We start from the raw sequence: 23,719 nt of genomic DNA, 5'->3' as shown, positions 1-23,719 counted from the left end.
CAATACTCATGAGCACTCCAACCTCCTCAGTAGCCGTATCCGCCGTGGCCGTGGATCAAAGCCTGCTGTACCCCTCGCCGTACAAGGAATTCTGGCAGGCGTTCTCGCGCAACAAGGGCGCGGTGGCCGGCCTGCTGTTCATGCTGCTGGTGATCTTCTGCGCGATCTTCGCGCCCTGGGTCGCCCCGCATAACCCGAGCGAGCAATACCGCGACTTCCTGCTGACCCCGCCGGTCTGGCTCGAAGGCGGCCAATGGCAATTCATCCTCGGCACCGACGAACTGGGCCGTGACCTGCTGTCGCGCCTGATCACCGGTTCGCGCCTGTCGCTGCTGATCGGCCTGTCGTCAGTGGTCATGTCGCTGATCCCGGGCATCCTCCTGGGCCTGTTCGCCGGGTTCTTCCCGCGCCTGCTCGGGCCGACCATCATGCGCCTGATGGACATCATGCTGGCCCTGCCGTCCCTGCTGCTGGCCGTGGCGATCGTCGCCATCCTCGGCCCAGGCCTGATCAACACCGTGATCGCCATCGCCGTGGTATCGCTGCCGTCCTACGTGCGCCTGACCCGTGCCGCGGTGATGGGCGAGCTCAACCGTGACTACGTGACCGCCGCGCGCCTGGCCGGTGCCGGCCTGCCGCGCCTGATGTTCATCACCGTGCTGCCCAACTGCATGGCGCCGCTGATCGTCCAGGCGACCCTGAGCTTCTCCTCGGCGATCCTCGATGCCGCGGCCCTGGGCTTCCTCGGCCTTGGCGTCCAGCCGCCCACCCCCGAGTGGGGCACCATGCTGGCCTCGGCCCGCGACTACATCGAACGCGCCTGGTGGGTGGTGAGCCTGCCCGGTCTGACCATTTTGCTCAGCGTGCTGGCAATCAACCTGATGGGCGACGGCCTGCGCGATGCGCTGGACCCGAAACTCAAGAACGCCGCCTGAGGAGATTCCCATGTCACTGCTAGAAATCAAGAATCTCAACGTGCGCTTCGGCGACGCCCAGGCCGTTCCCGTGGTGGATGGCCTGGACCTGAACGTGGACAAGGGCGAAGTCCTGGCCATCGTCGGCGAATCCGGCTCCGGCAAGTCCGTGACCATGATGGCGCTGATGGGGCTGATCGAGCATCCCGGCATCGTCACCGCCGACGCCCTCAGCTTCGACGGCAAGGACATGCTCAAGCTCAGCGCCCGGCAACGCCGGCAGATCGTCGGCAAGGACCTGGCCATGGTCTTCCAGGACCCGATGACCGCGCTGAACCCGAGCTACACCGTGGGCTTCCAGATCGAGGAAGTGCTGCGCCTGCACCTGAAGATGTCCGGCAAGGCGGCCCGCAAGCGCGCCATCGAACTGCTGGAAAAAGTCGAGATCCCGGGCGCCGCCAGCCGCATGGACGCCTACCCGCATCAACTGTCCGGCGGCATGAGCCAGCGCGTGGCGATTGCCATGGCGATTGCCGGCGAGCCGAAACTGCTGATCGCCGACGAACCGACCACCGCCCTGGACGTAACCATCCAGGCACAGATCATGGACCTGCTGCTCAACCTGCAACGCGAGCAGAACATGGGCCTGGTGCTGATCACCCACGACCTGGCCGTGGTTGCCGAAACCGCCCAGCGCGTGTGCGTGATGTACGCCGGGCAAGCGGTGGAAGTGGGCAAGGTGCCGGAGTTGTTCGACATCCCCGCCCACCCCTACACCGAAGCGCTGCTGGCGGCGATTCCCGAGCACAGCATGGGCGCCGCGCGCCTGTCGACCCTCCCGGGCATCGTTCCCGGTCGCTATGACCGTCCGCAAGGCTGCCTGCTCTCGCCGCGTTGCCCGTACGTGCAGGAAAACTGCCGTCAGCAGCGTCCAAGCCTCGATCCGAAAGCCGCCAGCCTCGCGCGCTGCTTCTACCCGCTGAATCAGGAGGTGGCGTAATGGCCGTCGTTCTTACCGCCCGCAACCTGACCCGCCACTACGAAGTGTCCCGCGGCCTGTTCAAGGGCCATGCGACCGTGCGCGCCCTCAACGGCGTGTCGTTCGAGCTGGAAGCCGGCAAGACCCTCGCGGTGGTCGGTGAATCCGGCTGCGGCAAATCCACCCTGGCCCGCGCCCTGACCCTGATCGAAGAGCCGTCCTCCGGGTCCTTGAAAATCGCCGGCCAGGAAGTCGCCGGCGCCGACAAGGCCCAGCGCAAGCAACTGCGCAAAGACGTGCAGATGGTGTTCCAGAGCCCCTACGCCTCGCTCAACCCCCGGCAGAAGATCGGCGATCAACTGGCTGAGCCGCTGCTGATCAACACCAAGCTGTCGGCCAGCGAGCGCCGTGACAAGGTCCAGGCAATGATGAAGCAGGTGGGTCTGCGCCCCGAGCATTATCAGCGCTACCCGCACATGTTCTCCGGCGGCCAGCGCCAGCGTATCGCCCTGGCGCGGGCGATGATGCTGCAACCGAAAGTGCTGGTGGCGGACGAACCGACCTCGGCCCTCGACGTGTCGATCCAGGCCCAGGTGCTGAACCTGTTCATGGACCTGCAGCAGGAGTTCAACACCGCCTACGTGTTCATCTCCCACAACCTGGCGGTGGTGCGTCACGTCGCCGACCACGTGATGGTGATGTACCTCGGCCGGCCGGTGGAAATGGGCCCGAAAGAGGACATCTACACCCGTCCCCTGCACCCCTACACCCAGGCGCTGCTGTCGGCCACGCCGACCATTCACCCGGACCCGGACAAGCCGAAGATCAAGATTGTCGGTGAGCTGCCCAACCCGTTGAACCCGCCATCCGGCTGCGCGTTCCACAAGCGCTGCCCGTACGCCACCGAGCGTTGCAGCAGCGAAGAGCCGGCCCTGCGCCTGCTCGACACCCGCCAGGTGGCCTGCCACTACGCCGAGCAGTTCCTCGGCTGACCCGGCAAGAAAAAGGCGCCGCGGTTGCCCGCGGCGCCTGATCAGTGTTGACCAAGCCCCTTCTGTCGGATTGCGCATCAGTCCGGCAGAGGGGGTTTTCTTTTTTCCGCAGACGCAAGCTCAGCCCTGGCTAGCCTCGTCTTCGCTGTCGGTATCCGGCTCGTCGGTCGTCGCATCGTCATCGTCCGCGCTGCCACCCTGCCCCTGATCGCCCGGCTCGGATTCCGACTTGGCGATCATCTGCACCCCGTTCTGCAGATGCCCAGGCCCCCAGAAACCCGGCACCCGCGCCGCCTGGTCACTGGCCCAGGCCGCAGACAGGCCGAGCGACAACAGCACCAGCACCTTGAGCAACAGCACAACCCGTTGGAAAACATTCATGTTGATTCCGTCCCTTTGCGTAGGTGAATCAATAATGGCCACAGGCCCTGACCTGCAAGGCGAGGCTTCGTATGAAACCTAGCCCCGAAGCCGGTGCTTTGCCAGATAGCAAGCTATCTATTCGCCCACTGGATAGACGGCTTTCGACTAGGCCTTAAAACCTGCGGTTATGCCTCGCTCCTACGGGGGTATGCGGGATTTGATTCGCGATCTACAAGCACACCACGTATCTGTAGGAACTGCCGGTCGACGCTCGATTGCCCGCGATGGCGTCCATTCGGGTAATGGGATTCCGGCAGAATAGTGGTGGCAGGTTTTGGGGCTGCTACGCAGCCCATCGCGAGCAAGCTTCGCTCCTACAGCAGCATGCGCGGTTCGATCCCTGCCCCGCAGGGTGTGCGGGCATCACCTATCCACGGGCATAAAAAAGCCCCGCGGTTTGGGGCCGCGGGGCTTTTTTGTGAGGCGTCGCTCAGACCTTAGTGATGCTCGCGGGTCGCGCGGAATTTCACGTCGGGCCAGCGCTCTTCCATCAGCGCCAGGTTGACCCGGGTCGGGGCCAGGTAGGTCAGGTGACCGCCGCCGTCCAGCGCCAGGTTTTCCACGGCCTTGTTGGCGAATTCCTCGAGCTTCTTCTTGTCGCTGCAATCGATCCAGCGCGCGGACCACACGGTGATCGGCTCGTAGGAGCACTCGACCTTGTATTCCTCTTTCAGGCGGCTGGCGACCACATCGAACTGCAGCACACCAACGGCGCCGAGAATGATGTCGTTGCTGCGCTCGGGGAAGAACACCTGGGTCGCGCCTTCTTCGGCCAGCTGTTGCAGGCCCTGGCGCAGTTGCTTGGATTTCAGCGGATCCTTCAGGCGCACGCGGCGGAACAACTCCGGGGCGAAGTGTGGGATGCCGGTGAAGCCCAGGGCCTCGCCTTCGGTGAAGGTATCGCCGATCTGGATGGTGCCGTGGTTGTGCAGGCCGATGATGTCGCCAGCGTAGGCTTCTTCGAGCTGTTCACGCTCGGAGGAGAAGAAGGTCAGCGCATCGCCGATGCGCACGTCCTTGCCGGTGCGCACGTGGCGCATCTTCATGCCTTTCTCGTACTTGCCCGAGCAGATGCGCATGAAGGCGATCCGGTCGCGGTGTTTCGGGTCCATGTTCGCCTGGATCTTGAACACGAAGCCGGAAAACTTCTCTTCCTGTGGCTCGACGGTGCGCTCGTTGGCCACGCGTGCCAGCGGCAGCGGCGCCCAGTCAACAACGGCGTCGAGCACGTGGTCGACCCCGAAGTTGCCCAGGGCGGTACCGAAGAACACCGGGGTCAGCTGGCCGTCCATGAACTCCTGCTGGTCGAACTCGTGGCAGGCGCCCTGCACCAGTTCCAGCTGCTCGATGAAGCGCTCGTACTCGTCACCCAGGTGGGCACGGGCTTCATCGGAATCGAGCTTCTCGATGATCTTGGTTTCAGTGCGCTCGTGGCCGTGGCCGGCGGTGTAGACAATGATGTAGTCGCCCGCCAGGTGGTACACGCCCTTGAAGTCGCGGTAGCACCCGATCGGCCAGGTGATGGGCGCCGCCTTGATCTTCAGGACCGCTTCGATTTCGTCGAGCAGTTCGATCGGGTCGCGGATGTCACGGTCGAGTTTGTTGATGAAGCTGACGATCGGCGTGTCGCGCAGACGGCAGACGTCCATCAGGGCGATGGTCCGTGGCTCTACGCCCTTACCGCCGTCGAGCACCATCAGCGCCGAGTCCACCGCGGTCAGGGTGCGGTAGGTGTCTTCCGAGAAGTCTTCGTGGCCCGGGGTGTCGAGCAGGTTGATCATGTGTTCGCGATAAGGGAACTGCATGACCGACGTGGTAATGGAAATACCCCGCTGCTTCTCCATCTCCATCCAGTCGGAGGTGGCGTGGCGGTCGGACTTGCGGGATTTCACCGTACCGGCAACGGCAATCGCCTTGCCCATCAGCAAGAGCTTCTCGGTGATGGTGGTTTTACCCGCATCCGGGTGGGAAATAATGGCGAAAGTGCGGCGTTTCGCGACTTCGGCGGCCTGTTTGGTCATGGGAAATCGCCTGGCAGGTGATTCAAAAAAAGGGCGGCGAGTATAGCGCAAAGCAAGCTCCACGGACCACCGTTCGGCCTGGAGCCTCTGCACCCCTTGCCCTGTAGCCGCTGCCGAGCAGCGCGAGGCTGCGATCGATTTGGGCGGCATTCCGACGCAGCAGTCGCAAAACCAGGCAACGCGGTGTTTCAGTCCCATCCCGTACTCCGTGTTTGCGAGCGCTGCGCGCTCGATCGCAGCCTCGCTGCGCTCGGCAGCGGCTACAGGCGGCCAGGCATCAGAGATATCGGAGTAATGGGATTGAGGGTGGCCAAACGTTGCCAAATATGGAACCTTTTAAAAGGTGGAGGCGTCCACTCCCCTGTTACGAGCTTTCGTCAGGGGTAGAAAAATCAGCAAGTTAGCCTGACGAGGCTATGCGTATGGCTCGATCCGGCGCTGTTTCCAGCGCAGCGACGAGCTGCTTCTCGCGACCATTCTTTTGGCAGCCAGGCATGGCCTTGTCACACGAAAGAAGGCTCGCCGACATAAAAAAGGAGTCCGCCTGTGGCTATTCGCTATGGCAAAGGGCTGATAGGAGGCGCGGCGGTCATCGCTCTCCTGGCCCTGCTGGTCCACTGGATCGGCATCAGTACGATCGAACACTACCGCGACGATCTGTTGTTTTACCTGCAAGCCCATCTGTACCTGGTACTCGCTTCAATGTTCGCCGCCCTCGTGGTGGGGATACCCGCCGGCATCTTCCTCAGCCGACCGCAGATGGTCGGGCGTGCCGAGCGCTTCATGCAGCTGTTCAACATCGGTAACACCGTCCCTCCCCTGGCCGTCCTGGCCATCGCCCTGGGGATCCTCGGCATCGGCAGCGGGCCGGCCATCTTCGCTTTGTTCCTCGCCTCCTTGCTGCCCATCGTGCGCAACACCTACGAAGGCCTGAAAAACGTCCAGGGCTCCCTCAAGGAAGCCGCCGTCGGCATCGGCATGACCCCGCGCCAGGTGCTGTGGAAAGTCGAGCTGCCCAACGCCGTGCCGATCATCATCGGTGGCGTGCGCGTGGCCCTGGCGATCAACGTCGGCACCGCGCCGCTGGCCTTCTTGATCGGCGCCAACAGCCTCGGCAGCCTGATCTTCCCCGGCATCGCCCTGAACAATCAGCCGCAACTGCTGCTCGGCGCGGCCTGCACCGCCTTGCTGGCGCTGCTGCTCGACGGCCTGGTGACACTGGCCAGCCGCCTCTGGCTGGAACGCGGCCTGCGCCCGTCTTAAGCCTGCGCGAAGGAATTCACATGAAAAAAATAGCTTTGATCATAGGCTGCGTCCTGCTGTGCGCAGGAATTGCCCAAGCCGCGCAAAAGCCGGTGATCCGCATCGGCGCCCGGGTCTTCACCGAGCAGACGCTGCTGGCGGAAATCACTTCGCAGTACCTGCGCAGCAAGGGTTACGACACCCGGGTCACCGGCGGCCTGGGCAGCAACCTGGCGCGCAGCGCCCACGAAAGCGGGCAGCTGGACATGCTCTGGGAATACACCGGCGTGTCCCTGGTGGCCTACAACCACGTGACGGAAAAACTCGACAGCCAACAGTCCTATGAACGGGTCAAGGAACTCGACGGAAAAAAAGGCCTGGTCTGGCTGACGCCGTCGAAATTCAGCAATACCTACGCCCTGGCCCTGCCGAAAAATGTCGCGGACGCATACCCGCAGATCAACAGCGTCAGCGACCTGAAACACGTCCTCGACGCCGAACGCCAGGACCACCACCTGATCGCCCTGGACACCGAGTTCGCCAACCGCTCCGACGGCCTGCAAGGCATGGTCAAGCTGTACGGCATGGACCTGACCCGCAAGAACATCCGGCAGATGGACGCCGGGCTGGTCTACACCGCCCTGCGTAACGGCCAGGTGTTCGCCGGCCTGGTCTACACCACCGACGGCCGGCTCAACGCCTTCAACCTGAAGCTGCTGGACGACGACCTGCATTACTTCCCCGACTACACCGCGGCCCCCGTGGTGCGCCAGGCCTACCTCGACGCCCACCCGCAACTGGCCGCCGACCTCAAGCCACTGGCCGAACTGTTCGACGACCAGACCATGCGCCAGCTCAACGCCCGGGTCGACGTCGACCATGAAAGCCCATCCGCCGTTGCCGCAGATTTCCTGCGCCAGCATCCACTGAACTGAGGGAGGAAAAAGCCATGGAATTGCTCAACGCCTTTTCCCATCTCGACTGGCCGCAAGTCATCCAGCTGACCTGGCAGCACATCACCCTGGTGGGCATCGCCGTGACCCTGGCGATCCTCTTCGGCGTGCCCCTGGGTATCCTGATGACCCGCTTCCCGACCCTGGCCGGTCCGCTGCAAGCCAGCGCCACCGTGCTGCTGACCATTCCGTCCATCGCGCTGTTCGGCCTGCTGCTGCCGTTCTATTCCAAGTTCGGCCAGGGCCTGGGGCCGCTGCCGGCGATCACCGCGGTGTTCCTCTATTCCCTGCTGCCGATCATGCGCAACACCTACCTGGCGCTGACCGGCGTCGAGCCGGGGATTCGCGAAGCGGCCCGTGGCATCGGCATGACCTTCGGCCAGCGCCTGCGCATGGTCGAGTTGCCGATCGCCGTGCCGGTGATTCTCGCCGGCGTTCGCACCGCCGTGGTGATGAACATCGGCGTCATGACCATCGCCGCCACCATCGGCGCCGGCGGCCTGGGTGTGCTCATTCTTGCTTCCATCAGCCGCAGCGACATGTCGATGCTGATCGTCGGCGCCGTACTGGTCAGTCTCCTGGCCATCTTCGCCGACCTGCTTCTGCAATGGCTGCAACGCTCGCTGACGAGTAGGGGGTGTTCGGTGCAAATGACGGGCGCGCCGTCGCCCCACAAAGCGCAAGACTAGGCATGAGGAGAGAAGTTTGGTTTTTCCAAATGAACGACGAATAACGACGGATTGCGCTTTGTGGGGCACGGCCCTTCGGGTTGGAGCTGTGATCGCTCCGGCCTGCGTTGTGGGACTTGAGAAGGGAACACCATTCCCTGCGTCCCACGCCTTGCCCGGAGCGATCACAACTCCAACGCGCTCCGTCATTTGCACCGAACACCCCCTACCAGGACTGCTCAAATGATCGAACTTCAAAACCTGACCAAGACCTTCCAAAGCAACGGCAAGACCATCACCGCCGTTGACTCCGTAAGCCTGACCGTCAACGAAGGCGAAATCTGCGTGTTCCTCGGCCCGTCGGGCTGCGGCAAGAGCACCACGCTGAAAATGATCAACCGCCTGATCATGCCGACCTCGGGCAAGGTGCTGATCAACGGCGAAGACACCACCGGCCTGGACGAAGTGACCCTGCGCCGCAACATCGGCTACGTGATCCAGCAGATCGGCCTGTTCCCCAACATGACCATCGAGGAAAACATCGTGGTGGTGCCGCGCCTGCTGGGCTGGGACAAGCAGAAATGCCATGAGCGCGCCCGCGAGCTGATGAGCATGATCAAGCTCGAACCCAAGCAGTACCTGCATCGTTATCCGCGCGAGCTGTCCGGCGGCCAGCAACAGCGGATCGGGGTGATCCGCGCACTGGCGGCCGATGCGCCGCTGCTGCTGATGGACGAACCTTTCGGCGCGGTCGACCCGATCAACCGCGAGATGATCCAGAACGAGTTCTTCGAAATGCAGCGGGCGCTGAACAAGACCGTGATCATGGTCAGCCACGACATCGACGAAGCCATCAAGCTCGGCGACAAGATCGCCATCTTCCGCGCCGGCAAGCTGTTGCAGATCGACCACCCGGACACCCTGCTGGCCCATCCGGCGGACGACTTCGTCAGCAACTTCGTCGGCCAGGACAGCACCCTCAAGCGCCTGCTGCTGGTGAAGGCCGAGGACGCCGCCGACAACGCGCCGTCGGTCAGCCCGCAAACCCCGGTGGCCGACGCCCTGGAACTGATGGACGAACACGACCGCCGCTACCTGGTGGTGACCTGCGCCGAGAACAAGGCCCTGGGTTACGTGCGCCGCCGCGACCTGCACCGCCAAACCGGCACCTGCGCCCAGTACCTGCGCGAGTTCAACGCCACCGCGGCCTACGACGAACACCTGCGCATCCTGCTGTCGCGGATGTACGAGTTCAACCGTTCGTGGCTGCCGGTGCTGGACGCCGAGCGGGTGTTCCTCGGCGAAGTGACCCAGGAATCGATTGCCGCCTACCTCAGCTCCGGTCGCTCGCGGGGGATGAAGACCAATATCGTCTCGCCGGCCGAGACTGCGCTGGCCTGAGGCCTGTCCATCAACCCCGTGACATCACGCAAACGAGCCAGACCGAGGTCTGGCTCGTTTGTGCCATGACCGGAAAAACCACCACGCCCGAGTTTTTTATTCGCTGCATTTATGCATCGCAGCAGCGAGAAATCGCTGCGCGACTGCATCAACTCCCGCCCCTACCTTGAACGGCATCCCAATCATTCGAGGAAGCCCTCATGTCCCCCTCCATGTTCGCCATCGAAATCCAGCGCCCCGGCGGTCATGCTGGCCAAGGCCTTCGGCGCGTCGCGGATCTTCACCACGGTTTCCAGCGAGGAACAGCAAAAGGTCAGCCTTGCCCTGGGCGCGGACCAGGCGATCAATTACCGGCAGGAAGATTTCGTCGAGGTGATGATGCAGGCCACCGACGGCAAGGGCGTGGACGTGATCGTCGATATCATTGCCGGGGACTATGTGGCACGCAATTTCGCCGCCGCGGCGACGTACGGCAGGATCGTGCAGATCGGCGTGCACAAGGGCGCGGCCCGGGAACTGAGCCTGTTCCCCTTGCTGAGCAAACGCCTGACGCTGGTGGGCTCGACCCTGCGCTCGCGCAGCCACGACGAGAAAGCCGAAATCGTCGCCGAGCTGGAACGGCAGGTTTGGCGCTGATCAGCGCCGGCCGGGTCAAACCCTATAGATTCGAGCGGTTCGCGCTGGAGGATGTGCAGCAGGCCCACCGACTGATCGACAGCGGCCGGCATATCGGCAAGATCATCCTCCAGCTCTTTACCCGCGGCTGATCAGCCCGCCAGCGCCTTGAGCACCAGCGCCGCGACCGCCCCGCCCGATGCCGGGTTCTGCCCGGTGATCAGGCGTTGATCGGCCACCGCGAAGGATGCCCAGGGCTCGGCGGCCTTCTTGTAGATCGCGCCACGCTTGAGCATTTCGTCCTCGGTCAGGTACGGCACGTACTGATCGAGTTCGGCCAGTTTCTCCTCGGCGTTGGAGAAGCCGGTGGCTTCCTTGCCCTTGAGCAGCAGGCTGCCGTCGGACAGCTGGATGTTCAGCAGGCCCACGGCACCGTGGCACACCGACGAAACGATGCCGCCCGCTTCATAGATCAAACTGGCGATCTTCTGCAGCGCCTTGTTGTCCGGGAAGTCCCAGACCACGCCATGGCCACCGGCGTAGTAGATCACCGAGTAATCCGCCGGGTTGACCTGCTCCGGTTTCAGCACCGAGCCAAGCCGGGCCATGAACGCGGCGTCCTGGTACCAGGCCCAGTCGGTTTCGTCGGCCATGGCCAGGCTGTGGGGATCGATCGGTGTATAACCGCCCTTGGGGCTCACATAATCGACCGCGTAACCGGCCGCCTCGACCGCCTTGACGAAATGCACGGCTTCGCCCAGCCACAGGCCGGTGGCCCGGTTCAGCGTCGGGTACTTGGGAAAACTGGTCAGGACCACTAGCATTTTCTTGCTCATGCTTCACCTCACTGGACATGAATGGCTGCGCGGACCGGCCGCGCGGCCAAGGGAAAGCCACCTTAGCCAGCTCCACCCCGCGCACATAGCCGACGGGCCGCAACTGACTATTTCATTCTTGGAACAGCCCCACGATGTACGACCTGAACGAGCTGTACTTCTTTACCTGCATCGTCGAACACCAGGGAATAGGCGCAGCCAGCCGTAACCTGGGGATTCCCAAGTCCCGGCTCAGCCGTCACCTGAGCGCCCTCGAGGAGCGCCTCGGGGTGCGCCTGATCAACCGATCCACGCGTCAGTTCAGCGTTTCGGAGCTGGGGCTGGAGTACTACCAGCATTGCCTGGCCATGCTCGAAGGGGCCGAGGCTGCGCAGTCGCTGATCGAACACAGCCAGGCCTCCCCCAAGGGCACGGTGCGCATCGCCTGCCCCACCGCGCTGCTGAACTTCCTGGTGGCCGGCATGATCTCGCGCTTCATGGAGCGCTACCCCGAGATCAAGGTGCAGCTGGAAAGCACCAACCGCAGTGTCGACCTGCTGCGTGAAGGGTTCGACATTGCCCTGCGGGTCGACGTTCCACCGCTGGAAGACAGCAGCCTGACCCTCAAGCCGCTGTCCCGCAGCCCCCAGGAACTGGTGGCCAGCCCGGCGCTACTGGAACGCCTGGGGCCGGTGCGGGCGCTGAGCGACCTCACGGGATTTCCCAGCCTGGACCAGGGGCCGGCCAACCACAGCTATTGCTGGCACCTGGAAGATGACCAGGGGATACAGGCCTCGGTGGCGCACAGCCCGCGGCTGATCACCGACGACATGATCACCTTGCGCCGCGTCGCCCTCGAGGGCGGCGGTATCGTGCAACTGCCCAAGCTGGTGGTGTTCAAGGACATGCGCAACGGCACCTTGCGTCCGGTCCTCGCCGGCTGGAAACCCAGGAGCGCCCAGGTCTATGCGCTGTTCGCCAGCCGTCGCGGCGTCATGCCCTCGGTCCGCGCGCTGCTGGATTTTCTCGCCGAGAACTTTCGCGCCCTGGACTTTGAAAATCTCTACGACGGCTATGCTTTGCGCGGCGACGAGGATGCCTGTTTCCTGACCGACTCCAGGCTCTGAACCGGCGGATCGGCAAGGTCAGCGGACAATGGCGAGGAACATCAGCCTGTCATCTGGGTCGGTTACATAAATGACTGACTCGGACCACGCGACGAACGCGTGCAAAAACGCGACATTTTTTGTTGATCTCAGGCCCCTCACGCCCTAAAGTTCGCGCCGAACGTCCATGCTGGAAACGATCCATCCGGCTCAAGTACTGACGACGAGACAGCAAGGCCAAGGGCAAATACGCCCGTGGCCTTTTTGCTTTCGGCGACATGCCTTGGGAAGTAGGCGAACCAAAGTGGGGATACGGAGGACGTTCATTTGCACCCATTGTTTTTACCCGTTTGCCATTAGGAGCTCCCAGGTATGTCGATTCAGGTCGAAGACTATTTCGCGCGCGAAACCTTTCAGAAAATGAAGGCGTTCGCCGACAAGCAAGAAACCCCGTTCGTGGTCATCGACACCCAGATGATCGCCCAGGCCTACGATGACCTGCGCGCCGGTTTCGAGTTCGCCAAGGTCTACTACGCGGTAAAAGCCAACCCGGCCGTCGAAATCATCGACCTGCTGCGGGAAAAAGGTTCGAACTTCGACATCGCCTCGATCTACGAACTGGACAAGGTGCTGGGCCGCGGCGTCAGCCCGGACCAGATCAGCTACGGCAACACCATCAAGAAATCCAAGGACATCCGCTACTTCTACGAGAAGGGCGTGCGCCTGTATGCCACCGACTCCGAAGCCGACCTGCGCAACATCGCCAAGGCCGCGCCGGGCTCGAAAGTCTATGTGCGGATCCTCACCGAAGGCTCGACCACCGCTGACTGGCCGCTGTCGCGCAAGTTCGGCTGCCAGACCGACATGGCCATGGACCTGCTGATCCTCGCCCGCGACCTGGGCCTGGTGCCTTACGGCGTGTCGTTCCACGTGGGTTCGCAACAGCGCGACATCAGCGTCTGGGACGCGGCGATCGCCAAGGTCAAGGTGATCTTCGAACGCCTGAAGGAAGAAGACGGCATCCACCTCAAGCTGATCAACATGGGTGGCGGCTTCCCGGCCAACTACATCACCCGCACCAACAGCCTGGAAACCTATGCCGAGGAAATCATCCGCTTCCTCAAGGAAGACTTCGGCGACGAGCTGCCGGAAATCATCCTCGAGCCAGGCCGTTCGCTGATCGCCAACGCCGGCATCCTGGTCAGCGAAGTGGTGCTGGTAGCGCGTAAATCCCGCACCGCCGTGGAGCGCTGGATCTACACCGACGTGGGCAAGTTCTCCGGCCTGATCGAAACCATGGACGAAGCCATCAAGTTCCCGATCTGGACCGAGAAGAAAGGCGAGACGGAGGAAGTGGTCATTGCCGGTCCGACCTGCGACAGCGCCGACATCATGTACGAGAACTACAAGTACGGACTGCCGCTGAACCTGGCCATCGGCGACCGCCTGTACTGGCTGTCCACCGGTGCCTACACCACCAGCTACAGCGCTGTGGAATTCAACGGCTTCCCGCCACTGAAATCCTTCTACGTGTAAGCGCCACGCCGTAACGAAAAAGCCCATGACGTGTCATGGGCTTTTTTATGCCTGCGAAATGGCGGTGGCTTGCGTCTATGTAGCGCACGCGTTGCCTCTGTAGGAGCGAAGCTTGCTCGCGATAGGCCGAAGGCCGGTGGCGGCCTTGATACCGTCATCGCGGGCAAGCCTCGCTCCTACAGAAGCTACAGCTGGGCTAACGCCTCGCGGTCGGTTTCGTCACCCAGCTCTGCCGCACGCTGGTGATAAGCCAGGGCCAGGCCGCGGATCTGCGGATGGGCCGCCTGCAACAAAGCGCCACGGGCGACCCGCAGGAAGTTCAGGTTGCCGCCTTCCAGAGCCTTGCCCAGCCAACCCAGCGCCTCGTCGATACGCCCGGCATCGGCCAGCACCGCAGCGTGGCTGAACTGCCCACGGAAATCCCCGCCCTCGGCGGAACGGCGATACCAGTCGCAGGCCGCCGCGACATCCCTGGGGCAGTGACGCCCCTCCTCCAGATAGCGGCCTAGCAGGTTCATGGATTTGGCATGGCCCATGGCGGCCGCGCGCTGGTAGCAGTTCAAGGCCAGGGCGTGGTTTTCAGCGACTCCGCGACCGGTGGCCAGCAGGTTGGCGTAGTTGTACAGCGCCCAGTCCAGCCCGGCTTCGGCCGCCTGGCGATAATGCCCGGCAGCCGCCTTGGCATCGGCCTCGCAGCCCCAACCGTGCTCACAGCAGCGCCCCAGCATGTTGCGCGCCATCAGGTGCCCGCCCTTGGCGGCGATCGTGAACCAGCGCAGCGCCAGCGCCTGGTCGCGCTCGATGCCCAGGCCGTCGAGGAGGATCTGCCCGAGCAGCGCCTGGGCATCCAGCACGCCCTCCCCGGCCGCCAGCAGGATCGCCTGGGCGGCCCGGGCCGGGCTCTGTTCGAGCATGGCGCGCAGTTGCTCGCCGTCGAGGACTTCCTCGCGGCGTAACTGGAAACTCACGGTCTACACCTCGACCCAGCGGCGCAACAGGTTGTGGTAGGTGCCGGTCAGGCGGATCAGCGACGGATGATCCGGCATGTCGCGGGTCAGTTGCTGGATCGCCTCGTCCATCTCGAACAGCAGGGCGCGCTGGCTGTCTTCGCGCACCAGGCTCTGGGTCCAGAAGAACGACGCATAACGGGTGCCGCGAGTAACCGCATTGACCTTGTGCAGGCTGGTGCCCGGGTACAGCACCATGTCGCCGGCCGGCAGCTTCACCCGCTGGGTGCCGAAGGTGTCCTGGATTTCCAGCTCGCCGCCGTCGTAGTCCTCCGGGTCGCTGAAAAACAGGGTCGAGGACAGGTCGGTCCGCACCCGCTCGACGCTGCCCTTGGGCTGGCGCACGGCGTTGTCGATATGGAAGTCGAAACTGCCACCGGCGGTGTAGCAGTTGAGCAGCGGCGGGAACACCTTGTGCGGCAGCGCCGCCGACATGAAGCGCGGGTGCTGCCACAGGCGCTCGAGCATCGCCGCGCCGATCTCCTGGGCCAGCGGGTGGCCTTCGGGCAGCTGCAGGTTGTGCTTGGCCTTGGCCGACTGGTAACCGGCGGTGATCTTGCCATCGGCCCAGTCCGCCTGCTCCAGGGCCTCACGAATACGCAGCACTTCTTCACGGGAGAACAGACCGGGAATATGCAGGAGCATGAGGCAATACCTGAAAGCAAAGGGGTGCAAATGATATTGATTCTTATTGCAAATGTAAAATGCGCAGACGAATGAAAACGTAAAAACCGTAAAGCGAAATTGTAAAGAATGTAAATTCTGTGCGAATAGCAATTTTTCGCAATTGATACAAATACTTGTTCGCCTTATATTCCGCCGCCTCAAATCCTTGGGGAGGGGAATCACCATGTCGCGCCAACAACCACCATCACCGCTCGGTTCACCACGCCTGCTGGCGTCTGCAATTGGCGTGGCGATCACCGCCGGTTCCGCAGCCCACATGGCTTTTGCCGCGGAAAACACCGAGAAGAAAGCCGCCGGCAATGCCATTTCCCTGGATGCCACCAGCATCACCGGCGAAGCCCAGGACCAGACGTCCTACCAGGTCGAAAAGGCCTCGTCGCAGAAGTACACCGCGCCGCTGGTCAACACCCCGCGCTCGGTCACCGTGGTGCCTCAACAAGTCCTCAAGGACACCGCCGCCACCTCGCTGCAGGATGCGCTGCGCACCGTGCCGGGCATCACCTTCGGCGCCGGTGAAGGCGGCAACCCGCAAGGCGACCGTCCGTTCATCCGCGGCTTCGACGCCCAGGGCGACACCTACCTCGATGGCGTGCGCGACACCGGCGGCCAGAGCCGCGAGATCTTCGACATCGAATCGATCGAAGTCAGCAAGGGGCCCAACTCCTCCTTCGGCGGTCGCGGCTCGGCCGGCGGCAGCCTCAACCTGGTGAGCAAGACGCCCAAGCAGCAAGACTTCCTCAACGGTGGCTTCACCTATGGCTCCGACCAGACCCGCCGTTATGTGCTGGACGTGAACCGCCAGTTCCTCGACAGCGCCGCCTTCCGCCTGAACCTGATGAGCCACGAGCAGAACGTGGCCGGTCGCGACGCCGTCAACTACGACCGCTGGGGTGTGGCACCGTCCCTGACGTTCGGCCTGGGCACCCCGACCCGCGTCAACTTCAGCTACTACCACATGGAAAGCGATGACCTGCCGGACTCGGGCATTCCCTACGGCTACAGCTCGGCCAGCGCCACCGCCCACAAGCACGACAAACCCACCGACGGCGGCAACAGCGACAACTTCTATGGCTTGAAGGATCGTGACTTCCGCAAGACCCGCGCGGACATCAGCACCATCTCCATCGAGCACGATCTGAATGACAACATGACGCTGAAAAACACCCTGCGTCATGGCAACACCGGCCAGGACTACATCCTCACCCAGCCGGACGACAGCAAGTTCAACGTCAACAAGTACGGCACCGTGTGGCGTCGCGCCAACTCGCGGGTGTCCACCACCGAAACCACCACCAACCAGACCGACCTGTTCGGCGAATTCCAGGCCCTGGGCTTCAAGCACAACTACTCCACCGGCCTTGAGTTCACTGGCGAAGAGACCCGTGTCAGCAGCTACAACATCGCCGGCAACACCGCCAAGGTCTGTAACCCGGGCAGCATCCCGAGCTGCACCTCGCTGAGCAACCCGAACCCGGACGATGCCTGGACCGGCGCGATCAGCCGCAACTACTACGGCACCAACACCAAAGCCACCAGCCGCGCGGCCTATGTGTTCGACACCATCGAACTCGATCCGCAATGGCTGCTGAACGTCGGCCTGCGCTACGACACCTTCGACACCGTGGCCAATACCGACACCGCCACCGGGCGCACCAAGATCAAGGACGACAGCCAGTTCTGGAACTGGCAGGCCGGCCTGGTGTGGAAACCGACGGACAACGGCAGCGTCTATGCCTCCTACGCCACATCGGCCACACCACCGGGCGGCCTGGTCGGCGAGGGTGCGGACGGCAACCCGCTGTCCGCCGGCGCCAGCGTCAGCGACCTGCAACCGGAAGAAACCGTCAACTACGAGCTGGGCACCAAGTGGGATGTGTTCAACGACCGCCTGTCCCTGACCGCCGCGGTGTTCCGTACCGAGAAGAAAAACACCCGCATCCTGGTGGATGCCCTGACCTACCAGAACGCCGGTGAGTCCCGCGTCGACGGCCTGGAGCTGTCGGCCAGCGGCAAGATCACCGACAAGTGGCAAGTCTTCGCCGGCTACAGCTACCTGAAAAGCGAGCTGGTGGACGCCGGCCTCAACGGTCGTAACGGGGTGGTCAGCGCCGGTTCGAACAAAGGCAATGAAATGCCGAACACGCCGAAAAACAGCTTCAGCCTGTGGACCACTTATGAAGTTCTGCCGAAGCTGACCGTCGGCGGCGGTGCGTTCTATGTCGACGAGGTGTATGGCGATGCCGGCAATACCGTGTATGTGCCGTCCTACACCCGCTACGACGCCATGGCCAGCTACAAGCTGAGCAAGAACGTCGACCTGCAGCTGAACGTGCAGAACCTGACCGACAAGACCTACTACGACAAAGCCTACTCGGCGCACTTCGCCAACCAGGCAGCCGGCCGTACCGCCTTGTTCACCACCAACTTCCACTTCTGACGGGTTTCACCTGTAGCCGCTGCCGCAGGCTGCGATCGATCTGGGCGGCATTCCGACGCAGGGGGCGCAAGATCGTGAAATCGCTGGAGGACCTGCGTGTCGAGCGCGACCCCGGCCTATCGCAGCCTTCGGCAGCGGCTACACCCACGCAAGCCCCATCCACTTCGGTGAGTGGGGCTTTTGTGCGTAAGAAAGAATGCTTCTCGACAACTCACGGCATAATGCGCGCCGTGCACAGACTTACAGAACCAACGAGGCGGTCGATGTGTTGAAGAAAACCCTGTTCCAGTTGCACTGGTTTTTCGGCATCAGCGCCGGCCTGGTCCTGGCCTTGATGGGCATTACCGGAGCGACCGTGTCGTTCCAGGATGAAATCCTGCGTGCCCTCAACCCCTCCACACTGCTGGTGGAAAAACAGCCGGCTGGCGTCCTGCCACCCGCCGAGCTGGTGGAAAAAATCCAGGCTGCCTCGGGCAAGACCGTGTCGATGCTCACCGTGGAAGCCGACAGCGGCAATGCCGCCCGCGTCTGGTTCACCCCGCCGCCGGGCCAGCGCCGCGGCGAAATGCGCTATTTCGACCCCTACACCGGCGCATTCATGGGCGCCGCCCTGGGCCAGGACTTCTTCGGCCTGATGCTGCAACTGCACCGTTTCCTGGCCATGGGCGACAGCGGCCGGCAGATCACCGGCGCCTGCACCCTGATCCTGATCTTCTTCTGCCTGTCCGGCCTGTACCTGCGCTGGCCGCGCCAGGTGGCGAGCTGGCGCGCCTGGCTGACCCTGGACTGGGCGAAAAAAGGCCGTGGCTTCAACTGGGACCTGCACGCCGTGGCCGGGACCTGGTGCCTGCTGTTTTATCTACTGGCGGCACTGACTGGCTTGTCCTGGTCCTACGAGTGGTACAACAAGGGCCTGAACAAACTGCTGGCCGACTCGCCACAGGGCCAGCGCATGAAGGGCGGCCGGGGCGCGCCGCCCCAGGGCCCGGCGCCGACCGCCGACTACAACGCCATGTGGCTGGGCATCTACAGCACCGCCGGCAAGGACCTGAGTTCCTACAACATCCGCATGCCCGCGGTGGCCGGCAAGCCGGCGACCGTGTTCTATCTGCTCAAGCACTCGCCCCACGACCGCGCGCTGAACCAGATCACTATCGACCCGAACAGCGGCGTGGTCAGCCGCCATGACCGCTACAGCGACAAGAGCCTCAAGGCCCAGTTGCTGACCAGCATCTATGCCCTGCATGTGGGCAGCTACTTCGGCATCGTCGGGCGCATCCTGGTGACTATCGCTTCGCTGACCATGCCGCTGTTCTTTATCACCGGCTGGCTGCTGTACCTGGATCGCCGGCGCAAGAAACGCCAGATCAAGGACGCGCGCCAGGGCCTGAGCGCCGACACCGGCGATGCCTCGGCCTGGCTGATCGGCTTCGCCAGCCAGAGCGGTTTCGCCGAACAACTGGCCTGGCAGACTGCCGGACAATTGCAGGCCGCCGGCGTACCGGCCAGGGTCCAGCCGCTGGCCAGCGTCAGCGAGCAAGACCTGCTGAATACCCAGAACGCATTGTTCGTGGTCAGCACCTTCGGCGACGGCGAAGCGCCGGACAGCGCCCGGGGCTTCGAGCGCAAGGTGCTGAGCCGCGCCTTGTCCCTGGACAACCTCAAGTACGCCGTACTGGGCCTGGGCGACCGGCAATACCCGCACTTCTGCGGCTTTGCCAAGCGCCTGCATGGCTGGCTGGCCGAGCATGGCGGCAACACCCTGTTCGCCCCGGTGGAAGTCGACAGCGGCGATAGCTACGCCCTGCGCCACTGGCAGCAGCAACTGGGCCAGTTGATCGGACAAGCGCCAGTGGACCTGTGGCAGGCGCCCGCCTACGACAACTGGACCCTGAACCAGCGCCTGCTGCTCAACCCCGACAGCAGCGGCTCCGGCGTCTACCTGTTGGGCCTGACGCCACCACAACCGAGCAGCTGGCTGGCCGGCGACCTGGTGGAAGTGCTGCCGCGCAACTGCGCATGGGCCATCGAGTTCTTCCTCGACGGCCTGGGCCTGGACGGCAGCGCCACGGTGCAGCTCGACGGCCTGACGGAAACCCTGACCCAGGCCTTGGCCAGCCGCCAGCTCCCGGAAAACCGTGCCCATCTGGTGGGCCTGCACGCCCAGGCACTGGTGGATGCCCTGGTGCCGCTGGCGATGCGCGAATACTCCATCGCCTCGCTGGCCAGCGACGGCCAACTGGAACTGCTGGTACGCCAGGAACGCCACCCCGACGGCAGCCTGGGCATCGGCTCCGGCTGGCTTACCGAGCACGCGCCGGTCGGCTCCAGCATCAGCCTGCGGGTGCGGCGCAACAGCGGCTTCCATCCTCCGGCCGAGCCTTGTCCGCTGATCCTGTTGGGCAACGGCACAGGCCTGGCCGGCTTGCGCAGCCTGCTCAAGGCGCGCATCGCCGAGGGCCAGCAAGACAACTGGCTGATCTTCGGCGAGCGCAACGCCGAGCATGATTTCTACTGCAAGGACGAGCTGCAGGAATGGCTGACCGCCGGCGACCTGCGCCGCCTGGACCTGGCCTTCTCCCGCGATCAGGCAGAGAAGATCTATGTCCAGGACCGCCTGCGCCAACAGGCCGAACGCCTCAAGCAATGGCTGGCCGACGGCGCCTCGATCTACATCTGCGGCAGCCTGCAAGGCATGGCCTCGGGGGTGGATCAGGTGCTCAACGAAGTGCTGGGCGCCGAGGTCGTCGAACGGCTGATCGAGCAAGGCCGCTATCGCCGCGACGTCTATTGATTCACCGCATGCTTCTGTAGGAGCGAGGCTTGCCCGCGATGAACGATAACGCGGTGTTTCAGACACACCGCGTCGCGCCCATCGCGGGCAAGCCTCGCTCCTACAGATGCAGTCGTATCAAACCGGCTGCAACTTGCGCTCGAACACCGCCACCCCGTCCAGGTCCCGCAGGATCACCTTCAACTCCCCGCTCTGCCCTTCGATCTGCACTTCGCCGAAGAACTGGAACCCAGCAAACGGCGAGGTGTTCTGCGCCGGCGGCGCCTTCTGGAACACCACCTCCGGACCGAAGGTCTTGTCCAGCGCGTTGGGCCCGAAACTGCCGGCATTCAAAGGCCCGGCGACGAACTCCCAGAACGGCTCGAAATCCTGGAACGCAGCGCGATCCGGGTGATAGTGGTGCGCCGCGCAGTAATGCACGTCCGCCGTCAGCCACACATGGTTGCGCACCTTGTGCTTGCGCAGGAACGCCAGCAGCTCGGCGATCTCCAGCTCGCGGCCCTGGGCCGGGCCCGGGTCGCCGTTGGCGATTGCCTCCCAGCGCGGCACGCCGGGGCTGACCTCGCCGTCCGGCACGCCGAGGCCGATGGGCATGTCGGCCGCCACCACCTTCCACTGCGCCTTGGAGTGCTTGAGCCCTTGCTTGAGCCAATCCAACTGTTCGCGGCCGAGGAACGGCTTGGCCGCGCCGAGATTGTCGTCGTTGCCGCCGCGATAGCTGCGCATGTCCAGCACGAACACATCCAGCAGCGGCCCGTAGCTCAGCTTGCGATAGATCCGCCCGCCCTGGTCGGCGCTCTGCAAGCGCATCGGCGCGTATTCCAGCCAGGCCTGCCGCGCACGGCCCACCAGGGTGTGGATATCTTTAGTGGTGTAACGCTCGTCCAGCACCTTGCTCGGCGACCAGTTGTTGACCACCTCATGGTCGTCCCACTGCCAGATCTGCGGCACCTCGGCGTTGAAGCGCCGCACATTCTCGTCCAGCAGGTTGTAGCGGTAGTTGCCGCGGTATTCGTCGAGGGTCTCGGCGACCTTGCTCTTGGCCTCGGTGGTGATATTGCGCCACACCCGGCCGTTCTCGGTGGTCAGCTGCGCCGGCACCGGGCCATCGGCGTAAATGGTGTCGCCGCTGTGGATAAAAAAGTCCGGCAGGCGCCGGCGCATGGCCTCGTAGATGCGCATGCCGCCGATGTCCGGGTTGATGCCGAAGCCCTGGCCGACGGTGTCGCCGCTCCACACAAAGCGGATATCGCGACGGGTCTGCGGCACGCTGCGCAAATGGCCGAACCAGGGCTTGCTGCGCACGCCGGTCTGGGCATCCTCGAAATACACCCGATAAAAAATCGCCTGGTCGGTGGGCAGCCCGCCCAACTCGACCCGCGCGGTAAAGTCGGTGCGGGCATCGGCCAGGGGTGAGACAAACTTGCGCGGGTTGCTGAACAGGCTGCGGGTATCCCACTCCACCACCATCCGCGCCGGCCGGTCGGTACGGCTCCAGACCATCGCCCGATCGCCGAGCAGATCCCCGGACTGCACGCCATCGACCATCTTCGGCCGGTCCTTGCCCGAGGCAATCACCGCCGGCGCCAACCCCGGCAGCAACAGCCCTGCCCCCGCCACCTGAATCAAACGCCGCCGACCGAGAGTGAAATCGCTCATGGTTGCTCCCTGACCTAATGTCAAAAGCAAACCTTAGCCAGTGTGGATGAACTGCGTATGACAAACCCCACACCCCGCCTCTACTGTAGGAGCGAGCTTGCTCGCGATGGCCGTCAACGATAACGCCACCTGTCTGATGAACTGCGGTGTTACAGCCGAGCATTGCGAGTCATGGAATAACTAAACGATTGAGGATGGCAGCTGGACGCGGGTTAGCAGACCGGGGCTCAGGAGCCCGGCGCCCCCGAGGGTGCCCCACGTTCAGCCGCCAGAACAGAATCCGACTAAAGCCAATCACTGAAAAACCAGAGACAAACCCGAGGCTAGACAGCACCTTTCCCAGGCGCAAGTGGCCCAGCGTTTCTCGGAAAGGCCTTACACAAGAAAGTGAAGAGCCGCACTTTCAAACAGCGTCCTACAAGGTCCAACGCGTCATCCGAACGATCTGCTCGCGAGCAAGCTCGCTCCTACAAAAGGCCCCGATATACCCACGGTCCCTGTAGCCGCTGCCGAGCCCGCGAGGCTGCGATAGGACCGAAGGTCCTCCTGCAATCTCAAGATCCCGCGCCCTCTTCAAAATCGATCGCAGCCTGCGGCAGTCATTTCAGATCAAAGACGATTGCCATCGAGCAAGGCATCCACCACACCACGCGCCATCTCCACGGAATGCACCAGCGACCAGATCAGGCCACGCTCGATACCGCTGGCGTGCTCGGTGATCTCGTCGGAAACCTCCTCGGCGGACTTGAGCAGCATGGAAACGTGAAGCAACGCCTCTTCGGCGCTGATGCCTGGGCGGACGGTGAAGAGCGAGTTGTTGCCAATGGTAGAGCTGGCTGTTTCTTTAAGCGCTTTAAGCACCGAGCGGTTAGCTTCATCGTGCTTGAAATCACACAAGCGACGAGCGTGAGAAACCAGGGGGACAGAATTTGGGCTTTTCATGATGCTCCTCCGAATAAATGGAGTCGCCATGACTCATCAGAACAAGTGAAACACCGACCGATGAACACGGGACCGAAATCCCCTGACCCGGGCTGCTAGTCCCGATCACTGAAAAACCAGTGACAAACCCGAGGCTAGACAGCGCCCTTCCCAGACGCAAGCGGCCCGGAGCTTCTCGGAAAAGCCTTACAAAGGAAAGCGAAGCGCCTCACTTTCAGACAGCGTCTTACGCGACAAAACTGTCATCCGCAGAACCTGATACACACGATCCCTGTAGCCGCTGCCGCAGGTTGCGATAGGACCGAAGGTCCTCCAGCGGTCTCAAGATCCTGCGCCCCCTTCGGGGTCGATCGCAGCCTCGCAAGCTCGGCAGCGGCTACAGGGTTTCGCGCCGACCGGCAGGTCGCGCCCGGCTTTGGCTTTGGCTTTTGATCTTGATCCACCCGCCCCATCGGGAGGCCGAGCGGAGGTGTTCATCAGGGGGATGGCGCGCAGCGCCCCTCGACGCAGTCGAGGACATCGTATGGA

General features: G+C 63.3%; 20 protein-coding genes. 13 read left to right on the top strand and 7 right to left on the bottom strand.

Annotated features, from left to right (window positions below):
- Window positions 1-8 precede the first annotated feature (8 nt).
- From PVZ80_RS02820 to PVZ80_RS02810, 3 genes are read left to right on the top strand one after another with little or no spacing between them, the layout of a single operon-like run.
- Window positions 9-935 (top strand): ABC transporter permease subunit, encoded by a 927-nt coding sequence (locus PVZ80_RS02820; protein WP_007927027.1) that lies wholly within the window; start codon window positions 9-11, stop codon window positions 933-935.
- 10 nt (window positions 936-945) lie between these two features.
- Entirely contained in the window at window positions 946-1,914 is a 969-nt protein-coding gene (locus tag PVZ80_RS02815) for an ABC transporter ATP-binding protein (RefSeq protein ID WP_009046966.1), read from the top strand.
- Window positions 1,914-2,885, top strand: coding sequence for a peptide ABC transporter ATP-binding protein (locus PVZ80_RS02810; protein ID WP_009046965.1), 972 nt, complete (start codon window positions 1,914-1,916; stop codon window positions 2,883-2,885). The genes PVZ80_RS02815 and PVZ80_RS02810 overlap by 1 nt, the downstream gene beginning before the upstream one ends.
- Window positions 2,886-3,005: 120 nt before the next feature.
- Here the strand turns inward: PVZ80_RS02810 and PVZ80_RS02805 are convergent, their stop codons facing one another.
- Both PVZ80_RS02805 and PVZ80_RS02800 read right to left on the bottom strand, forming a co-directional pair.
- The gene (locus PVZ80_RS02805) at window positions 3,006-3,266 is read right to left on the bottom strand and encodes a hypothetical protein (RefSeq protein WP_016701688.1); all 261 of its coding nucleotides are present in this window, start codon (window positions 3,264-3,266) and stop codon (window positions 3,006-3,008) included.
- 479 nt (window positions 3,267-3,745) lie between these two features.
- Entirely contained in the window at window positions 3,746-5,329 is a 1,584-nt protein-coding gene (locus PVZ80_RS02800; RefSeq protein WP_028681654.1) for a peptide chain release factor 3, read from the bottom strand.
- 546 nt (window positions 5,330-5,875) lie between these two features.
- Between PVZ80_RS02800 and PVZ80_RS02795 the strand changes: the two genes are divergently transcribed.
- From PVZ80_RS02795 to PVZ80_RS02770, 6 genes are all read left to right on the top strand, one after another.
- Window positions 5,876-6,592 carry an ABC transporter permease gene (locus tag PVZ80_RS02795; RefSeq protein ID WP_028681655.1) on the top strand — a complete coding sequence of 239 codons (717 nt, stop codon included), beginning with the start codon at window positions 5,876-5,878 and terminating at the stop codon, window positions 6,590-6,592.
- A gap of 20 nt (window positions 6,593-6,612) precedes the next feature.
- Window positions 6,613-7,506 (top strand): glycine betaine ABC transporter substrate-binding protein, encoded by an 894-nt coding sequence (locus PVZ80_RS02790; RefSeq protein WP_016701687.1) that lies wholly within the window; start codon window positions 6,613-6,615, stop codon window positions 7,504-7,506.
- 14 nt (window positions 7,507-7,520) lie between these two features.
- Entirely contained in the window at window positions 7,521-8,213 is a 693-nt protein-coding gene (locus tag PVZ80_RS02785) for an ABC transporter permease (protein ID WP_016701686.1), read from the top strand.
- 222 nt (window positions 8,214-8,435) lie between these two features.
- Window positions 8,436-9,593 (top strand): osmoprotectant ABC transporter ATP-binding protein OsmV, encoded by a 1,158-nt coding sequence (locus tag PVZ80_RS02780; RefSeq protein ID WP_009046959.1) that lies wholly within the window; start codon window positions 8,436-8,438, stop codon window positions 9,591-9,593.
- A 246-nt stretch (window positions 9,594-9,839) separates the two neighbouring features.
- Window positions 9,840-10,229, top strand: a complete 390-nt coding sequence (locus tag PVZ80_RS02775) for a zinc-binding dehydrogenase (RefSeq protein WP_016701684.1) — start codon at window positions 9,840-9,842, stop codon at window positions 10,227-10,229.
- The gene (locus PVZ80_RS02770) at window positions 10,220-10,360 is read left to right on the top strand and encodes a zinc-binding dehydrogenase (protein ID WP_053268206.1); all 141 of its coding nucleotides are present in this window, start codon (window positions 10,220-10,222) and stop codon (window positions 10,358-10,360) included. The genes PVZ80_RS02775 and PVZ80_RS02770 overlap by 10 nt, the downstream gene beginning before the upstream one ends.
- On the opposite strand, the gene PVZ80_RS02765 is transcribed toward PVZ80_RS02770, so the two are convergent.
- A complete protein-coding gene (locus tag PVZ80_RS02765; protein WP_009046956.1) occupies window positions 10,361-11,044 on the bottom strand; it encodes a type 1 glutamine amidotransferase domain-containing protein in 684 nt (227 codons plus the stop codon).
- A gap of 134 nt (window positions 11,045-11,178) precedes the next feature.
- Here PVZ80_RS02765 and PVZ80_RS02760 point away from each other — a divergent pair, with 134 nt between their 5' ends.
- Both PVZ80_RS02760 and PVZ80_RS02755 read left to right on the top strand, forming a co-directional pair.
- Window positions 11,179-12,150, top strand: coding sequence for a LysR substrate-binding domain-containing protein (locus PVZ80_RS02760; protein ID WP_009046955.1), 972 nt, complete (start codon window positions 11,179-11,181; stop codon window positions 12,148-12,150).
- A 351-nt stretch (window positions 12,151-12,501) separates the two neighbouring features.
- Window positions 12,502-13,665, top strand: coding sequence for a type III PLP-dependent enzyme (locus PVZ80_RS02755; protein WP_007923836.1), 1,164 nt, complete (start codon window positions 12,502-12,504; stop codon window positions 13,663-13,665).
- Between the two features lie 185 nt (window positions 13,666-13,850).
- On the opposite strand, the gene PVZ80_RS02750 is transcribed toward PVZ80_RS02755, so the two are convergent.
- Window positions 13,851-14,633, bottom strand: a complete 783-nt coding sequence (locus PVZ80_RS02750; RefSeq protein ID WP_053268205.1) for a tetratricopeptide repeat protein — start codon at window positions 14,631-14,633, stop codon at window positions 13,851-13,853.
- 3 nt (window positions 14,634-14,636) lie between these two features.
- A complete protein-coding gene (locus PVZ80_RS02745) occupies window positions 14,637-15,317 on the bottom strand; it encodes a Fe2+-dependent dioxygenase (RefSeq protein ID WP_016701680.1) in 681 nt (226 codons plus the stop codon).
- Between the two features lie 205 nt (window positions 15,318-15,522).
- Between PVZ80_RS02745 and PVZ80_RS02740 the strand changes: the two genes are divergently transcribed.
- Window positions 15,523-17,796: a TonB-dependent receptor gene (locus PVZ80_RS02740; RefSeq protein WP_028681659.1), complete on the top strand. Its 2,274-nt coding sequence runs from the start codon at window positions 15,523-15,525 to the stop codon at window positions 17,794-17,796.
- 265 nt (window positions 17,797-18,061) lie between these two features.
- Window positions 18,062-20,590 (top strand): PepSY domain-containing protein, encoded by a 2,529-nt coding sequence (locus PVZ80_RS02735; RefSeq protein ID WP_124301137.1) that lies wholly within the window; start codon window positions 18,062-18,064, stop codon window positions 20,588-20,590.
- A 117-nt stretch (window positions 20,591-20,707) separates the two neighbouring features.
- On the opposite strand, the gene PVZ80_RS02730 is transcribed toward PVZ80_RS02735, so the two are convergent.
- Together PVZ80_RS02730 and PVZ80_RS02725 are read right to left on the bottom strand one after the other, a co-directional pair.
- Window positions 20,708-22,249: an alkaline phosphatase D family protein gene (locus PVZ80_RS02730; RefSeq protein WP_041988883.1), complete on the bottom strand. Its 1,542-nt coding sequence runs from the start codon at window positions 22,247-22,249 to the stop codon at window positions 20,708-20,710.
- Window positions 22,250-22,858: 609 nt separating this feature from the next.
- Window positions 22,859-23,191: a DUF6124 family protein gene (locus PVZ80_RS02725; RefSeq protein WP_038630595.1), complete on the bottom strand. Its 333-nt coding sequence runs from the start codon at window positions 23,189-23,191 to the stop codon at window positions 22,859-22,861.
- Window positions 23,192-23,719: the final 528 nt, after the last annotated feature.

This window comes from Pseudomonas sp. B3G-3 (assembly GCF_028640915.1).
In the GTDB taxonomy this organism is placed as follows: Bacteria; Pseudomonadota; Gammaproteobacteria; order Pseudomonadales; family Pseudomonadaceae; genus Aquipseudomonas; species Aquipseudomonas chlororaphis_I.
This window is presented reverse-complemented; position numbering and strand designations above follow the sequence as displayed.

Coding starts and splice junctions, on each gene's coding strand:
- PVZ80_RS02730 (WP_041988883.1), bottom strand. CDS start 22,249: ATGAGCGATTTCACTCTCGGTCGGCGGCGTTTGATTCAGGTGGCGGGG.
- PVZ80_RS02740 (WP_028681659.1), top strand. CDS start 15,523: ATGTCGCGCCAACAACCACCATCACCGCTCGGTTCACCACGCCTGCTG.
- PVZ80_RS02805 (WP_016701688.1), bottom strand. CDS start 3,266: ATGAATGTTTTCCAACGGGTTGTGCTGTTGCTCAAGGTGCTGGTGCTG.
- PVZ80_RS02790 (WP_016701687.1), top strand. CDS start 6,613: ATGAAAAAAATAGCTTTGATCATAGGCTGCGTCCTGCTGTGCGCAGGA.
- PVZ80_RS02785 (WP_016701686.1), top strand. CDS start 7,521: ATGGAATTGCTCAACGCCTTTTCCCATCTCGACTGGCCGCAAGTCATC.
- PVZ80_RS02810 (WP_009046965.1), top strand. CDS start 1,914: ATGGCCGTCGTTCTTACCGCCCGCAACCTGACCCGCCACTACGAAGTG.
- PVZ80_RS02775 (WP_016701684.1), top strand. CDS start 9,840: ATGCTGGCCAAGGCCTTCGGCGCGTCGCGGATCTTCACCACGGTTTCC.
- PVZ80_RS02745 (WP_016701680.1), bottom strand. CDS start 15,317: ATGCTCCTGCATATTCCCGGTCTGTTCTCCCGTGAAGAAGTGCTGCGT.
- PVZ80_RS02755 (WP_007923836.1), top strand. CDS start 12,502: ATGTCGATTCAGGTCGAAGACTATTTCGCGCGCGAAACCTTTCAGAAA.
- PVZ80_RS02780 (WP_009046959.1), top strand. CDS start 8,436: ATGATCGAACTTCAAAACCTGACCAAGACCTTCCAAAGCAACGGCAAG.
- PVZ80_RS02725 (WP_038630595.1), bottom strand. CDS start 23,191: ATGAAAAGCCCAAATTCTGTCCCCCTGGTTTCTCACGCTCGTCGCTTG.
- PVZ80_RS02815 (WP_009046966.1), top strand. CDS start 946: ATGTCACTGCTAGAAATCAAGAATCTCAACGTGCGCTTCGGCGACGCC.
- PVZ80_RS02760 (WP_009046955.1), top strand. CDS start 11,179: ATGTACGACCTGAACGAGCTGTACTTCTTTACCTGCATCGTCGAACAC.
- PVZ80_RS02765 (WP_009046956.1), bottom strand. CDS start 11,044: ATGAGCAAGAAAATGCTAGTGGTCCTGACCAGTTTTCCCAAGTACCCG.
- PVZ80_RS02820 (WP_007927027.1), top strand. CDS start 9: ATGAGCACTCCAACCTCCTCAGTAGCCGTATCCGCCGTGGCCGTGGAT.
- PVZ80_RS02800 (WP_028681654.1), bottom strand. CDS start 5,329: ATGACCAAACAGGCCGCCGAAGTCGCGAAACGCCGCACTTTCGCCATT.